This window comes from Mesorhizobium sp. 113-3-3 (genome assembly GCF_016756495.1).
GTDB lineage: Bacteria > Pseudomonadota > Alphaproteobacteria > Rhizobiales > Rhizobiaceae > Mesorhizobium.
The window spans coordinates 4,692,807-4,706,689 of the sequence record NZ_AP023243.1; the positions used below are offsets into that span (position 1 = coordinate 4,692,807).

At 65.0% G+C, this 13,883-nt stretch carries 12 protein-coding genes; 8 read left to right on the forward strand and 4 right to left on the reverse strand.

Annotated elements, in window-relative coordinates:
* The first annotated feature begins 15 nt into the window (after positions 1-15).
* Positions 16-1,695 (forward strand): hypothetical protein, encoded by a 1,680-nt coding sequence (locus tag JG746_RS23080; protein WP_202354818.1) that lies wholly within the window; start codon positions 16-18, stop codon positions 1,693-1,695.
* 600 nt (positions 1,696-2,295) lie between these two features.
* Here JG746_RS23080 and JG746_RS23085 read toward each other — a convergent pair.
* A complete protein-coding gene (locus tag JG746_RS23085; protein WP_202354819.1) occupies positions 2,296-3,078 on the reverse strand; it encodes a hypothetical protein in 783 nt (260 codons plus the stop codon).
* A gap of 91 nt (positions 3,079-3,169) precedes the next feature.
* On the opposite strand from JG746_RS23085, the gene JG746_RS23090 reads away from it, so the two are divergent.
* The 6 genes from JG746_RS23090 to JG746_RS23115 are packed head-to-tail and all read left to right on the forward strand — an operon-like array spanning position 3,170 to position 9,174.
* Entirely contained in the window at positions 3,170-3,853 is a 684-nt protein-coding gene (locus tag JG746_RS23090) for an alkaline shock response membrane anchor protein AmaP (RefSeq protein ID WP_244730398.1), read from the forward strand.
* On the forward strand, positions 3,850-5,064 hold the full coding sequence (locus JG746_RS23095) for a DUF4350 domain-containing protein (RefSeq protein ID WP_202354820.1): 1,215 nt from the start codon (positions 3,850-3,852) through the stop codon (positions 5,062-5,064). The genes JG746_RS23090 and JG746_RS23095 overlap by 4 nt, the downstream gene beginning before the upstream one ends.
* A complete protein-coding gene (locus JG746_RS23100; RefSeq protein ID WP_202354821.1) occupies positions 5,051-6,007 on the forward strand; it encodes an AAA family ATPase in 957 nt (318 codons plus the stop codon). Before JG746_RS23095 ends, JG746_RS23100 begins: the two co-directional genes overlap by 14 nt.
* Positions 6,004-7,308: a DUF58 domain-containing protein gene (locus JG746_RS23105; RefSeq protein WP_202354822.1), complete on the forward strand. Its 1,305-nt coding sequence runs from the start codon at positions 6,004-6,006 to the stop codon at positions 7,306-7,308. Before JG746_RS23100 ends, JG746_RS23105 begins: the two co-directional genes overlap by 4 nt.
* The gene (locus JG746_RS23110) at positions 7,305-8,324 is read left to right on the forward strand and encodes a stage II sporulation protein M (RefSeq protein WP_202354823.1); all 1,020 of its coding nucleotides are present in this window, start codon (positions 7,305-7,307) and stop codon (positions 8,322-8,324) included. Before JG746_RS23105 ends, JG746_RS23110 begins: the two co-directional genes overlap by 4 nt.
* Positions 8,311-9,174, forward strand: a complete 864-nt coding sequence (locus JG746_RS23115) for an RDD family protein (RefSeq protein WP_202354824.1) — start codon at positions 8,311-8,313, stop codon at positions 9,172-9,174. Before JG746_RS23110 ends, JG746_RS23115 begins: the two co-directional genes overlap by 14 nt.
* A gap of 27 nt (positions 9,175-9,201) precedes the next feature.
* Here JG746_RS23115 and JG746_RS23120 read toward each other — a convergent pair whose 3' ends face one another.
* Positions 9,202-9,888: a D-lyxose/D-mannose family sugar isomerase gene (locus JG746_RS23120; protein WP_202354825.1), complete on the reverse strand. Its 687-nt coding sequence runs from the start codon at positions 9,886-9,888 to the stop codon at positions 9,202-9,204.
* Between the two features lie 185 nt (positions 9,889-10,073).
* Between JG746_RS23120 and JG746_RS23125 the strand changes: the two genes are divergently transcribed.
* Positions 10,074-11,132, forward strand: coding sequence for a D-TA family PLP-dependent enzyme (locus JG746_RS23125; protein ID WP_202354826.1), 1,059 nt, complete (start codon positions 10,074-10,076; stop codon positions 11,130-11,132).
* Here the strand turns inward: JG746_RS23125 and JG746_RS23130 are convergent.
* Together JG746_RS23130 and JG746_RS23135 are read right to left on the reverse strand one after the other, a co-directional pair.
* A complete protein-coding gene (locus JG746_RS23130; protein WP_202354827.1) occupies positions 11,129-11,893 on the reverse strand; it encodes a heme ABC transporter permease in 765 nt (254 codons plus the stop codon). The genes JG746_RS23125 and JG746_RS23130 overlap by 4 nt on opposite strands.
* A 171-nt stretch (positions 11,894-12,064) precedes the next feature.
* Positions 12,065-13,837, reverse strand: coding sequence for a glucan ABC transporter ATP-binding protein/ permease (locus JG746_RS23135; RefSeq protein ID WP_202354828.1), 1,773 nt, complete (start codon positions 13,835-13,837; stop codon positions 12,065-12,067).
* Positions 13,838-13,883: the final 46 nt, after the last annotated feature.

The window sequence follows — 13,883 nt, forward strand, 5'->3', positions numbered from 1 at the left end:
GTTGAATGAGAACATATGGACCGCTTCAACCTCGGCACCTATCGCCGCCCGATCTCCACCGGCTCCACCGAGACCCAACGCTGGTTCGATATCGGGCTCAACTGGTGCTACGGCTTCAACCACGAAGAAGGCATCAAGTGTTTCGAGAGGGCGCTGGAGACGGATCCCGGCTGCGCTTTCGTGCATTGGGGCATCGCCTATGCCGCGGGGCCTTTCTACAACCTGACCTGGAAAGAGCATGGCGAGGCCGAAGCCGACAGCGCGACGAAGCTCTGCTACGAGCATGTCCAGCTGGCTCGCGCCAACGCGGCCGGCGCCAGCGAGGTCGAACGGCGGTTGATCGAGGCGTTGGCCTCTCGCTTTCAGAAGCCGCACAGAGTGAGCCCACAGGAATTCGAGCGGTGGGACGATGCCTATGCCGCCGCGATGCGGCGGGTGTACCAGGATTTTCCCGACGACCATGATGTGATGGCGCTGCTGGTCGAGGCGCTGATGATGCGCACGGTGCGGCGGCTGTGGAACCTCAAGACCGGTGAACCGGCGCCGAATTCGGACGTGCTTGAAGCCCTGGATGTCTGCGAGCGGTCGATCCGGCTCGCCGACGAGGCCGGTGCCGCGCAGCACCCGGCAATCCTGCACCTGCACATCCACCTCCTGGAAATGTCCACCATACCGGAACGCGGCATGCGCTCAGCCGATCTGCTTGGCGAAACGTGCCCAGATGCCGGGCATATGAACCATATGCCCGGGCACATCCATGTGCTGTGCGGCGAGTATGAGAAGGCGAAGATCGCCAGCGAAAAGGCGGTCCGCGCCAACGACCTCTATCTCGCCTATGCCGACGAGCCGACCTATTATTTGCTCGGCTGCTGCCACGATCTGCATCTGATGATGTTCACCTGCATGTTCCTTGGCCAGTACCGGCCGGCGCTGTGGGCCGCCGACAAGGTGCGCAGCCTTGTGACGCGTGAAGTTGTCGCCATCCAGGACCGGCCCAAGCTGACGCAAACCGTCGAAGGCTATCATGCGATGAAATCGCATGTGCTGGTGCGCTTCGGCCGCTGGCGGGAGATCATCGACGAGCCAGCGGTGGAAGAACCCGGCCTCTATGTGCTGACGGCGGCCATGCAGCACTACGCCAAGGGCGTCGCGCATGCGACGCTCAGGCAATTCGCCGAGGCCGAGCGCGAGCGTGACCGGTTCCACCGGCATGTGGAGACCATTCCAGCCGAGCGGCGTTTTCTCAGCAACCCGACCCGGGCATCGCTCGCTGTCGGTGCCGCTTTGCTCGACGGCGAGCTTGCCTACCACCAGGGCCGACACGACGAGGCCTACGGCCATTTACGGCAAGCGGTCGAACTTGACGACAACCTCTCCTACACCGAGCCATGGGCGTGGATGCACCCGCCGCGCCACGCGTTGGCTGCGCTGCTTCTCGACCAGGGCCACGCGCAGGAGGCCGAGCAGGTCTATCGCGACGATCTGGGTCTCAGCGGCAAGGTGCAGCGTTGCGCCCAGCACCCGGACAATGTCTGGGCGCTGCACGGGCTGGTGGAATGCTTGTGGCGGCGCGGCGAGCGCGAAGAGCTGCCGGGGCTGCAGGCCAAGCTCGCTGTGGCGGTGGCCAAAACGGATGTGGCGATCAGCTCGTCATGCCTGTGCCGGACGAGCGTGCAGCACGGCTGCTGTCATTGAGATTCCGATCTGAGGATGTTTCTCTGTCCGAACCCGACCTTCAGGAGATGGAAGCCCGAGCGGCATCAGCCGATCAGACCAGGCTCAACGAGCGGCTTTCCTCAATGAGCGCGGAGCAGTCGATCTCATCATGAAATTGGGCGCATGCGTCAGGCGCAAGCCAGGATGCGTAAGACCGAAGCCGCTTGAGCCTGGCTGTTTTCTCGAGCCGCGCCAGGCGCTCATCCTCGGCTGGTTGAGCACGAGGCGGTCTTTTGTTCCGCTCGGCGGGGTCTTGCATATCGACTCTCCTCGGTCGGAGCCAATAAAGAGGACCGCTCAATGGGAGTAGGCCCACTCACCGGAAGGATGGAACCACCTGTTGCTCCGGGTCCCGCTCTCCACCTGGGCTGGATGCCACCACGGGCGCGGGCGAAAGTCGCCATCCATTTTGATGAAGCTGCCGCGAATTGGCGTCGGACTGGGAAGACTTACCCTCAAACCCTCAAGCCTCGTCGCCGCTGATCCGGTTCATCATGCTGTGCCCGACGACTGTGCAATCAGATCCTTGCTGCTGTCATTGAATACGGGCTGCCGCCCTCATGCGAATTGTGCCGTCCGCTATGAGAATATCTGCGCCAGTTCGTCGATGCTTGCGCCTTCCTTGACCTGGCGCAGCTCGACATAGCTGACCGCGGCGGCGATCGACAGCACCATGGAAACCACGGTCTGCACCAGTGCGGCGCCAAGCTGCGCCAGAACCCCGCCAAACAGGAAGAAAATCAGCAATATTCCCCACTGGATGACCATTGCGATGATCATCAGAATGAGAAACAGGCCAAACAGCGACCAGCGGTTGCCCTTGGTCAGGGCACGGCTGCGCGACATCGAGCCGATCACGCCCCGCCGCTCCTGGATCAGGACCGGCACCGACATCGACCATCCGAGCCACAGGATGATGCCGGGCACGATCAGTGCCAGCATGGCAAGGCCGGCGCCAAGGACGACGAGCAAGCCAATCGCCAGCGTCGGCAGCAGGAAGCGGATCGCAATCTGGATGCAGTCGGCGAAGGACGGCCGCCTGCCGTTCAGGTCCTCGATGGTCGCCCTCACCAGTGACGACTGAAGCAGCATTGTGAAAACGAAGGAAACCAGCCCGGCGACAAGGCTGAGGTAGGAATTGCGAAACATCGCATGAGGATCCGCCATCGCGGCCGGATCGCCATGCAGCATCGCATCGACCTGCGGCTGGGTCCACAACCGGACAAGCAGCGTCGGCACGCCGGCGAACAGCGCGGCAAGGCCAAGGCAAAGCCCGATGTTGCGGGCGATGACGGCAAAGGTGTTGTTGAACACCCTGCCGATCTCGAACCGGCCGGGTTGTCCCAGTGTCGCAGTGGTCATGGTGCTTCCCCCGCGCCGCCGCCACACCCAAACGGCCGGCCTCGAAAGTAAATCTGCCAAGATTAAAAGGCTTCGTCCAGTGGACTTGCAATTGTCCAGGCGTGTTGCCAGTGTCGGCGCCGAACCGCACAGGCAGAGGGGCGAGCGGGTGACAGTCGGACAGCCGCAAGACGCCGAATGGTTGGCAAAGATACACAAGCAGTTGCGTGCGGACGATTCCATCCAGTTTGACCTGCCGGCGCTGGTGCAGCCCGAGCCGCCGGAATGGCTGCGGCCTTTTCTGGACGTATTGGCGAAGATCGGCCCCTACATGATCTACCTGTTCTGGGGCGCTGTGATCATCGGCGTCGCGGTCATCGCGGTTCTCGTTGCCCTCGAAGCCAAGGGCGTCGCCTGGCGCCTGCCGTGGCGGCGCGCCCGCAAGCAGGCAGAGGCGGAAGAGGCATGGCGCCCGGATGCCGGCGCCGCGCAGATCCTGCTGTCCGAAGCCGACGCGCTCGCCGCGCGCGGCGACTATGACGAGGCGGTGCATCTTCTGCTTCGCCGCAGCGTCGCCGACATTGCCGGTCGGCTGCCCGACTTCCTGCGCCCGTCGCTCACCTCGCGCGACATCGCCAGCGCCACATCGCTGCCGGCGCGGGCACGCAGCGCCTTCAGCGAGATCGCGCGCATTGTCGAGGCGGCGCTGTTTGCCCGCCGGCCGGTCGGCCCCGAGGGCTGGCAGCAGGCGCGCGGCGCCTATGAGCGCTTCGCCTTCAGGGATGCCTGGTCATGAGCGCGCCGATGGTCGAAGCCGCGCAGGAGCCGTTCAGCCGAAAAACCCTGTTCTGGGGCATTTTTGCCAGCCTGCTGGCGGCGGCGGGATTTTTCCTGCTGTCGACCTACGCGCCGGATTTTCGTCAACCCGAAGGCGGCGGCACGCCGCTCTCCAGGGGCGGCTCCGGCTATGCCGGGCTCGTCGAATGGCTGAAACTCGCCAATGGCCAGTCGCCACCCATGGCCCGCAGCGAGGAGGCTCTCAGCTCAGGCCTGGCGTCCGAATTCCTGCTGATCGTCACCATCGCGCCAAACAGCGATCCGGCCGCACTGGCAAGACTCATCGAGCTTCGCTCGGGCAAGCCCACGCTGTTCGTGTTGCCCAAATGGTTCACCTTTCCCATGCAGGACCATGAAGGCTGGGAGACGAAGATCGAACGGCTGCCCGACACGGTCGTCAACGACTGGCTCGGCCGCATCGCCAAGGCCAAGCTTGGCGAAGGCAAGAGCTCGGTCGGGCAGATCGGCGTCGCAGGCCGCATGGTCGCCACGCCAGAAGACCTGCAATGGGTGGCGGATGACCACCCCCTGATCGCGGCGGGCAACGGCAAGGCCGTTCTCACCGAGCTCGACGACGAGCCGTTCTACATCCTGACCGACCCCGATCTCATCAACAACGCAGCGCTGAAGGATCCGCAAAAGGCGGCGGCGGCACTCGACCTCATCGCCATGCTGGAGCCCGGCAAGGGCGCGGTGATGTTCGACCTGACGCTGCATGGCGTCGGGCAGAAATACGACCTTGCCAAGCTTTTGGTCGAGCCGCCCTTCCTGGCGCTGACGCTGTCGGTGCTGGCGGCGGCGGCGCTTGCCTTCCTGCATGGGCTCGGCCGGTTCGGACCGCCGTGCACCGAGGCCCGGGCGATTGCCTTCGGCAAACGGGCGCTGGTCGATACCACGGCGATGCTCTTGAAGCGCGCCGGGCGGATCGGGGAGCTCGGCGACCGTTATGCGACCCTGGTGCGTGCGCGTGCCGGCGCACTGCTAGGCGCGCCGCAAGGTTTGGCGGGCGACGCACTCGACCGCTGGCTCGATTCCCGCGACCGCGGCGAACCGCAGGGCTTCAGCCGTCGATTCAAGGCCGTGAGTGAAGCCAGGACCCCAGCGCAAATGCATGAAGCAGCGCAGGAGCTGCATGACTGGACGACAAGGAGGCTCGGTGAACGTCGATGATGTGAAGGCCCTGGCGACCGCGATCAGGGAAGAAGTGGGCAAAGCGATCACCGGGCAGCGCGACACGGTCGATCTGATGCTGACGGCATTGTTCGCCGGCGGCCACATATTGCTCGAAGGCCCGCCAGGAACCGCCAAGACCATGACCGCGCGATGCTTCGCGCAAGCGCTTGGTGTCGCCTATGGCCGTATCCAGTTCACGCCCGACCTGATGCCTGGCGATATCGTCGGCTCCAACATCTACAATTTCCAGAGCGGGCAGTTCACGCTGACGCGCGGGCCGATCTTCTGCGACCTCTTGCTTGCGGACGAGATCAACCGAACGCCGCCGAAGACGCAGGCCGCCCTGCTGGAAGCCATGCAGGAACACGCCGTCACTTTCGACGGCACCACGCACGCACTCAGCCCGAACTTCATGGTGGTGGCGACGCAGAACCCGATCGAGCACCAGGGTGTCTACCCCCTGCCCGAGGCGCAACTCGACCGCTTCCTGTTCAAGCACCGGGTGAGCTATCCCGATCTCAAGGAGGAACAGGCCATCATCGTCCATCATGGCGGCGGCACCGCCTCGCACGATATCGCGCAATACGGCATCAAGGCGCAGACGGACCGCAAGACGCTGGAAGCAGCACTTGCCTCGGTTGGTGAGGTGACGCTGGTCGACGATGTCGTCGGCTATATCGCGGCCCTGGTGCGCCGCACGCGCCAAAGCCCGGACCTCGAGGTCGGCGCCAGCCCGCGGGCGGGCGCCATGCTGGCGCGGGCGGCACGCGCCAGGGCGGCGCTCGACGGCCGCGCCTATGTCATTCCCGACGACGTCAAGGCGCTTGCCATACCGGCGCTGCGCCACCGCGTCATCCTGTCGCCGGCGGCGCAGATCGACGGGCGGCTGGTCGAGCAGATCGTTTCCGATCTCGTCGACCAGACGGAGGCGCCGCGTTGATCTACCCGACCGGCAGAGCGGTGTGGGCAGCAGCGGCCGGGGCGATCCCCGCCTTCCTGATCGCGCTTGCGCTGCCGCATGTCTGGTATCTGGGCCTGCTGTGGATCTGCGCGCTGCTGGCATTTCTCGCGGTCGACGCGGCGGCCGGGCGTGGGCGCGCCTCGCTCAGCGCCAGTCTGTCGGCGCCGCCGCAGGTCGGCGTCGGCGGGCGCTTTACCGTGCATGTCGCCGCCAGCCTCGGCCATCGGGCGCGCAAGCTGCAAGCGCGTGTCGGCCACGATCAGCGCGTGGAGCCGGTCGGCCGCACAGGCGGCGCGTTGCCGGCCAACGGCGGCACGCTCGACCTCGAATTCACGGCGCGCAGGCGCGGCATTGCCAGTTTCGACCGGGTCTGGCTGCGCTGGAACGGCCCGTTCGGGCTGACCTGGAACCAGGTCGTCCTGCCGATGGACCGCAAGGTGGCGGTGCTGCCCGACGTCAGCAGCGCACGCGACGAGGCCATCACCTTGCTGCAGCGCTCCGCGCTCGCCGACGGCCACGCGCAGAGGCGGGCCGGCCAGGGCCGCGAGTTCGAGGCCCTGAAGGACTATCAGCCAGGCATGGGCCGGCGGATGATCGACTGGAAGCGCAGCGCCCGCCACGGCAAGCTTCTGGCGCGCGAGTTCAGGGTCGAGGAGAACAACAACATCGTGCTGGCGATCGACAGCGGCCGGCTGATGTGCGAGCCGGTCGACGGCGTGCCGAAGGTCGACCGCGCGGTGACGGCCGCACTTCTGTCGGCCTTCATCGCGCTCAAGGGCGGCGACCTCGTCAGACTGTTCTCCTTCGATGCCACGCCTCGCGTCTCGAGCGGCGCGGTGCGCGGCTCGCCGAGTTTCACGATGATCCAGAAGCGCGCGGCCGAGATCGACTATTCCAGCGCGGAGACCAATTTCACCCTGGCGCTGACGACATTGGCGGCCAAGCTCGACAGGCGCTCGCTGGTCATCGTCTTCACCGATTTCGTCGACTCGATCAGCGCCGAGCTGATGCTGCGCACCGTCGGCCGGCTGACCGAGCGGCATCTGGTGCTGTTCATGCTGATGAAGGATGTCGAACTGGAGACGCTGGCCGACATGCAGCCGACGAAACCCGAGGATGTCGCCCGCGCGGTCACCGCGGGCGGCCTGCTCCGGGAGCGGCAAGTGGTGATCGGGCGGCTGCGGCTGCTTGGCGCGCATGTGATCGAGGCCGACCATCAGCGGCTCGGTCCCGCGCTGGTCGAGCGTTATATCCAGCTCAAGGAAGAGAATCTCCTATGACGCTGCCCGCCGGCACCGATGCCGTACGCCAGTCGCTGGCAAGCTTCCGCCAGGAGCGCGAGGCCGACTGGAAGGCGTTCGAGGCGCTGCTTTCGCGCGTCGAAAAACGCGCGCCGCGCACGCTTTCGGAAGACGAGTTGCTGTCGCTGCCATTGCTCTACCGCTCGGCGTTGTCCTCGCTCTCGGTGGCCCGCGCGACGTCGCTCGACAGCGCGCTGATCGCCTATCTGGAAGCGCTCAGCCTGCGCGGCTACTTCTACCTCTATGGCGCGCGTCGAGGCTTAGGGCAGCGCGTCGGCGATTTCTTCCTGCGTGATTGGCCAGCGGCGATCCGCGATCTCTGGCGCGAGACCTCTGTGTCGGTCGTGCTGACTGTCGTCGGCGCCATCGCCGGCTACTGGCTGGTGGCGTCCGACAAGCGCTGGTACGACGCCATCATCGCCCCCAGCCTTGCTGGCGGGCGCAATCCGGATTCGTCGGCCGAAGTGCTGCGCAGCGTGCTCTACGATGGCGGCAGCAGCCATTTCCTGTCCGGCTTCGCCGCCTATCTCTTTACCCACAACACACAGGTGGCGATCCTGGCCTTTGCTCTGGGCTTCGCCTTCGCGGTGCCGAGTGTGCTGATCATCCTGATGAACGGATGCATGCTGGGCGCGCTGTTCCAGGTCTATGCGGCCAAGGGGCTGGGCTTCGAACTAGGCGGCTGGCTGTCGATCCACGGCACGACGGAACTGTTCGCCATTGCGCTGGCGGGCGCGGCCGGCATGCGCATCGGCACGCGCATCGCCTTCCCCGGCGAACTGACCCGAATGGCGGCCGCGGCCCAGGCCGGGCGGGTGGCGGCGACCGCCATGGTCGGCGTGATGGTTATGCTTCTGTTTGCCGGCCTGCTCGAAGGCATCGGCCGGCAGACGATCACCAGCGATGCGACGCGCTACGCCATTGGCGGAGGCATGCTGGCGTTGTGGATCGCCTATTTCTACCTGTTGCGGATGGTGCGGCATGGCGACGGCTAGGAACCCTGCCGAGCTGATAAGGCCGCTGATCACGCCGGAAGGTGTCGACCTCAGGGTCAAGCTGGCGGATGCCGGGACGCGGGCTTCGGCCTTCCTGCTCGATGTGGTGATCATCGTCGCTGCCGCTATTGCTGTCACCCTCGTCGTCATCTTCGGCTTCGGCGGCCTTGGCGTGAGGGAGGCGGAGCCGCTCTTCATCGTCTGGATCATCTTCATCTTCCTACTGCGCAATGTCTATTTCATCGCCTTCGAGGCGGGGCGGCGGGCCGCGACGCCCGGCAAGCGGATCGTGGGCGTGCGGGTCGCGTCACGCAGCGGCGCGGGTCTCACCCTCGACCAGGTCATCGCGCGCAACCTGATGCGCGAGATCGAGGTGTTTTTGCCGCTGTCGATCGTCGCCGCGCGTGGCGGCGCCGGCGTCGCCGACACGCTGTCGACAGTTTTCGGCCTTGTGTGGGCGCTGCTGTTTTCGCTGTTTCTGCTGTTCAACCGCGACAGGCTGCGCATTGGCGACCTGCTTGCCGGAACCTGGGTGGTGGAGACGCCGAAATTCAAGTTGGTCGAGGATCTTTCGCAGCGAAAGGACCCGGTCGCCAAGCACTTCCATTTCAGCCCTGCGCAACTCGATGCCTATGGCATCGCCGAATTGCACAAGCTGGAAGAAGTGCTGCGCCGCGACGACTATTCCGCGATGAAGGCCGTGGCGGAAACGATCGGCCGCAAGATCGGCGCGGTGGTCGAACCGATCGATTCGAAGGCCTTCTTGACCGCCTACTACGGTGATCTAAGGGCACATCTCGAGCGCAAGCTGCTGCTCGGCAACCGCAAGGCGGACAAACACGCGCGGTAGTGTGGGGCCAAGCCGAGTTTGGCCTGCCTACCCCAGCCACTTCTCATAGTCGGCCACCAGCAGGTGCACGGGGGCGACATCTTCGTCGATGTTGGAGAAGCGGCCGATCGGCTCGCGGAAGACATTGTCGGTGAGGTCGTCGTTGACGGTCGACACTTCGCCGATCAGCACATCCTTGCCCTCGGCCCAGAAGGCATGCCAGACGCCAGGCAGCAGCGTGACGCTCTGGCCGGGGTCGAGCTTCAGCAGGCCGCCCGCCGGCAGCCTGTGGATGGTCCCGTCGACCGGCACCGACACCTCGGCCTTCGGATCGATGCCGCCATCGCGGTCGTGCATGAACAGTTCCAGCACCAGCTTGCCGCCGCCACGGTTGATGATGTCCTCGGCCTTGATGTTGTGACGGTGCATCGGCGACAGCTGGTCCTTGCGCGAGATCATGATCTTCTCGGCATAGAGCATGCCCATGCCCTTCTTCATGTCCTCGTAGCGGCCGTTACGCACGGTGAAGAGGAAGAGGCCGAGCTCGTTGAATTTTTCCTGGCCGTAATCGGTGATGTCCCAGCCGAGCCGCGAGGTGAAGACGGCCGACGAATCGACCTGGCGCGCTTTCATCTCCTCAGGCGACCAATAGGCGAAGGGCGGCATGATGTAGCCGAACGAGCGGATGAAAGCGTCGGCTTCGCGGATGATGTCGTTGATGGCGGAGCGTTTCATGATCGTGACCCTTCGTGTGGATTTTTCGACAAATCGCATAGCCGAACACCGCCACGGTGTCGATCCATCTCGCCATTCCCATGCCTTGCGCAACACGCGGATGGCCCAGCGGTCTGGGACGCTGGCTGCGTGACATCCAGCACGTTCAGGCTCATAAACCCTGCGAATTCTCACAGGATTAGAAGATGCCGACCGTCCACGACCTCGATACGCCGTCGATCCTGATCGACGCCGCGCGCGCCGAAGCCAACATTGCCCGTGCACAGACGCATGCCGACAGGCACGGGCTGAAACTCAGGCCGCACATCAAGACGCACAAATTGCCCTATTGGGCGAAGAAGCAGGTGGCGGCCGGCGCCGTCGGCATCACCTGCCAGAAGATCGGCGAGGCCGAGGTGATGGCCGACGCCGGCCTGTCCGACATTTTTCTGCCCTACAACATTCTCGGCCGCGCCAAGCTGGAACGGCTGAAGGCGCTGCACAGCCGCGTGACCCTGTCGGTGACGGCGGACAGCACGGAGACGCTGGAAGGACTGGCCGCCACTTTCGCTGATGCTGGCCATCCCCTGTCGGTGCTGGTCGAATGCGATACCGGCATGGGCCGCTGCGGTGTGCAGACGGCCGGTGAGGCGCTTGCGCTGGCAAGGCTGATCGACAAGGCCGGTGGCCTCGCCTTCGGCGGACTGATGACCTATCCGGCGGCCGGCCGCGCGGCCGAAGCCGAAGCCTGGCTTGCGGATGCCAAGCAGGCGCTGGCGGCATCGGGTCTCGCTTGTGATCGCATCTCCAGCGGCGGCACGCCTGACATGTGGCGCTCCGGCGAGGATAGCGTCGTCACCGAATATCGCCCAGGCACCTACATCTACCTCGACCGCTATCAGGTCGCCAAAGGCGTCGGCACCCTCGACGATTGCGCGCTGACGGTGCTCGCCACCGTCGTCAGCCATCCAACGGCAACGCGCGCCATTCTCGACAGTGGCAGCAAGGCGCTGTCGAGCGACACGCTCGGGCTCAAAGATTTTGGCGAGTTGCTCGGCGCCCCCGACGCAAGGGTCACCGGGCTCAGCGAAGAACATGGCACTGTCACGCTTTCCGGCGACGCGAAGTTGCGCATCGGCGAACGCGTGCGCGTGGTGCCCGATCATTGCTGCGTCGTCACCAATCTGTTCAACGAGGTCAATCTGATCGACGGTGACAAGGTGCTGGAGACCCTGCCGGTGGCAGCGCGGGGGCTGATGGCCTAAGCGGGCTGCCGCTCCGCCTGCCGGGCGGCCACCCGCCGCATGGCAATCACCCGGCGGCGGCGGATTTCGGTGCGCATCGCCATCAGGTGCAGGGCGAAGAACAGCACGGTGAAGCCGACAGCCATGACCAGCAGCGGCCAAAGCAGGCTTGGGTCGATGGTCGGGCCGCCGAGGCGGAACACCGAGGCCGGCTGGTGCAGCGTGTTCCACCAGTCGACCGAGAATTTGATGATCGGGATGTTGATGAAGCCGACCAGCGTGATGATGGCGGCGGCCCAGGCGGCGCGGCTGGCGTCGTCGAGCGCACGCGTCAACGCGATGATGCCGAGATACATCAGGAACAGCACGAAGACCGAGGTCAGGCGCGCGTCCCACACCCACCAGGTGCCCCACATCGGCTTGCCCCAGATCGAACCGGTGATCAGCGCAAGTGCCGTGAAGACAGCGCCGATGGGAGCCGCCGATTTCAGCGCGACATCGGCCAGAGGGTGCCGCCAGACCAATGTGCCAAGGGCTGAGATCGCCATCAGCGAGTAACACATCATGGCAAGCCAGGCGAAGGGCACATGGATGTACATGATGCGCACGGTGATGCCTTGCTGGAAGTCCTCAGGCGCGGCGAAGCTCATATAGAGGCCGACGGCAAGGACGAGCGCGGCGATCGTCGCCAGCCATGGCACGACCTTGTCGGCCAGCCCAACGAAGCGCGTCGGGTTGGCAAGGTCCATCCAGCCAGTCAGGCGTGAAGTCGTATCGCTCATGCCCCGTTACATAGACCGCCGGCGCGATCGGGGCAATCGAGCGGTGGTGTCGCAGGGGTAGGAAGCGCCTTTCCTTCTCCCCTTGTGAGGCGTTGGTGTTCCCTGGAACACCCCTCATCCGACCTCGCTTCGCGAGGCCACCTTCTCCCACAAGGGGAGAAGGGAAAAAAGTTACGCGGCCTCGCCCTGCACGGAGCGGCTGAGGCGGCGGACTTCCTCGTCGTTGAGCAGGCCGCCGGCGCGCAGCAGGCTGGCAAAGCGGCCGTTGCGCAGCGACAGTTCGGCGAAGCCACCCATTTCGACCACCCTGCCCTTGTCCATGAACACGACCAGATCGGCATCGCGAACGGTGGTCAGGCGGTGGGCGATGATGAAGGTGGTGCGGTCGCGCCGCAGCTCGTCGATCGCTTCCTTGACGCGGTCCTCGGTCTCGACGTCGAGCGCGCTGGTAGCCTCGTCGAGCACCAGGATCGGCGCATCTTTCAGCACGGCGCGCGCAATCGCGATACGCTGGCGCTCACCGCCAGAGAGCTGGCCGCCACGTTCGCCGACCACGGTGTCGTAGCCGCTGCTCTTGGCCAGGATGAAGTCCTGCGCGGCCGCCGCGCTGGCCGCGGCGTGGATCTCGTCATTGCTCGCATCGGCACGGCCGACGCGGATGTTGTCCTCAATCGAGCGGTTGAGCAGTCCGGCATCCTGGAACACGGTGGCGATCGAATGGCGCAGCGACTTGCGGGTCACGGTGCGGGTATCGATGCCGTCGATCAGGATACGGCCGCTGGACGGCGAAAAAACGCGCTGCAGCAAATTGATGAGCGTGGTCTTGCCGGCGCCCGTCGGCCCGACAATAGCGACGGTCTGGCCGGCTTGGACCTCGAAGGACACGTCGCTGACGCCCTGCCCCGAATTGGCGAATTCGAAGCCGACATCCTCGAAGCGGACATGGCCGGTGACATTGGTGAGCTCGCGCAGGCCATCCGGCTCGGCGGTATCGGCGGCCGAGTCCTCGAGCTTGTAGAACTCCTCGAGCTTGGCGCGAGCCTCCGAAATCTGGTTGGCGAAAGCCGACATCTGGTCGAGCCGCGAGATCAGCAGCGCGGCGAAACCGGTGAAGGCAATGACATCACCGACGCGCAGCTGGCCATGGGTCACCAGATAGGCGCCGATCAGAAGCACCACCATCATCGAGATGGTCGACGACAGGCGATTGAGCGCATTGGCGATGGCCCACCAGTCGAGCACCGGGTTCTGCGCGTCGAGCAGGTTCTTGACGTAGCGGCGCAAGGTCTCGGCCTCATGGCCAAGGCGGTTGTAGCTCTGGAGAACGGCGACGTTGCTGACGGAGTCCGTCACATGGGCGAACACCTTGTGGTAGTGGCGCTCGACGGCTGCCTGACCCGCCTTGGTGCGCTTCATCACCAGGCGGCCGATGCCGACATAGAGCACGCCAAGCGCGAGCAGCACCATCGACATGCGCACATCCATGCTGAGCGCCGTTGGCACGAGCAGGACGAGCGCGACAGCCGTGGACAGATGCTGGCGCATGAATTCGAGCCAGAGGCTGAACAGCGTCTCAACGGCGCGCAGCAGCGTGTGCAGGGCGTTGGACGTGCCGCGCTGGTGATGCCAGGCGAGCGGCATGGTGATCACGCGCTCGAAGGACTGGCACAGCACTTCGCTGCGCCGGGCGTGAGCAAAGCGGTCGGCGCCGCGCGCCACCAGGACGAAAGCGATGACGTTGAAGGCGCCCAAACCGGCCCACACGGCAAGCGTGGAAAATACCGAGCCATGCTCGGAGATGGCATCGATCACCCGGCCGAACAAGATCGGCTCCAGGATGGCGACGGCGGCGAGCGCGACATTGGCGCCGCAAATCAGCGCGACGCGCTTCTTGTCGGCGGCCAGATAGCCCAGCGCTCTCCAATAGATCTGCAGAAGTGACACTTCAGCTACTCCGCCAATTCTCTACTGTGCTCGATGCCGTATTGTG

What these genes read in the sequence shown, in the direction of transcription:
- JG746_RS23115 (WP_202354824.1), top strand. Translation starts at nt 8,311, where the DNA reads ATGGCGACGGCTAGGAACCCTGCCGAGCTGATAAGGCCGCTGATCACG.
- JG746_RS23130 (WP_202354827.1), bottom strand. Translation starts at nt 11,893, where the DNA reads ATGAGCGATACGACTTCACGCCTGACTGGCTGGATGGACCTTGCCAAC.
- JG746_RS23095 (WP_202354820.1), top strand. Translation starts at nt 3,850, where the DNA reads ATGAGCGCGCCGATGGTCGAAGCCGCGCAGGAGCCGTTCAGCCGAAAA.
- JG746_RS23120 (WP_202354825.1), bottom strand. Translation starts at nt 9,888, where the DNA reads ATGAAACGCTCCGCCATCAACGACATCATCCGCGAAGCCGACGCTTTC.
- JG746_RS23080 (WP_202354818.1), top strand. Translation starts at nt 16, where the DNA reads ATGGACCGCTTCAACCTCGGCACCTATCGCCGCCCGATCTCCACCGGC.
- JG746_RS23125 (WP_202354826.1), top strand. Translation starts at nt 10,074, where the DNA reads ATGCCGACCGTCCACGACCTCGATACGCCGTCGATCCTGATCGACGCC.
- JG746_RS23085 (WP_202354819.1), bottom strand. Translation starts at nt 3,078, where the DNA reads ATGACCACTGCGACACTGGGACAACCCGGCCGGTTCGAGATCGGCAGG.
- JG746_RS23110 (WP_202354823.1), top strand. Translation starts at nt 7,305, where the DNA reads ATGACGCTGCCCGCCGGCACCGATGCCGTACGCCAGTCGCTGGCAAGC.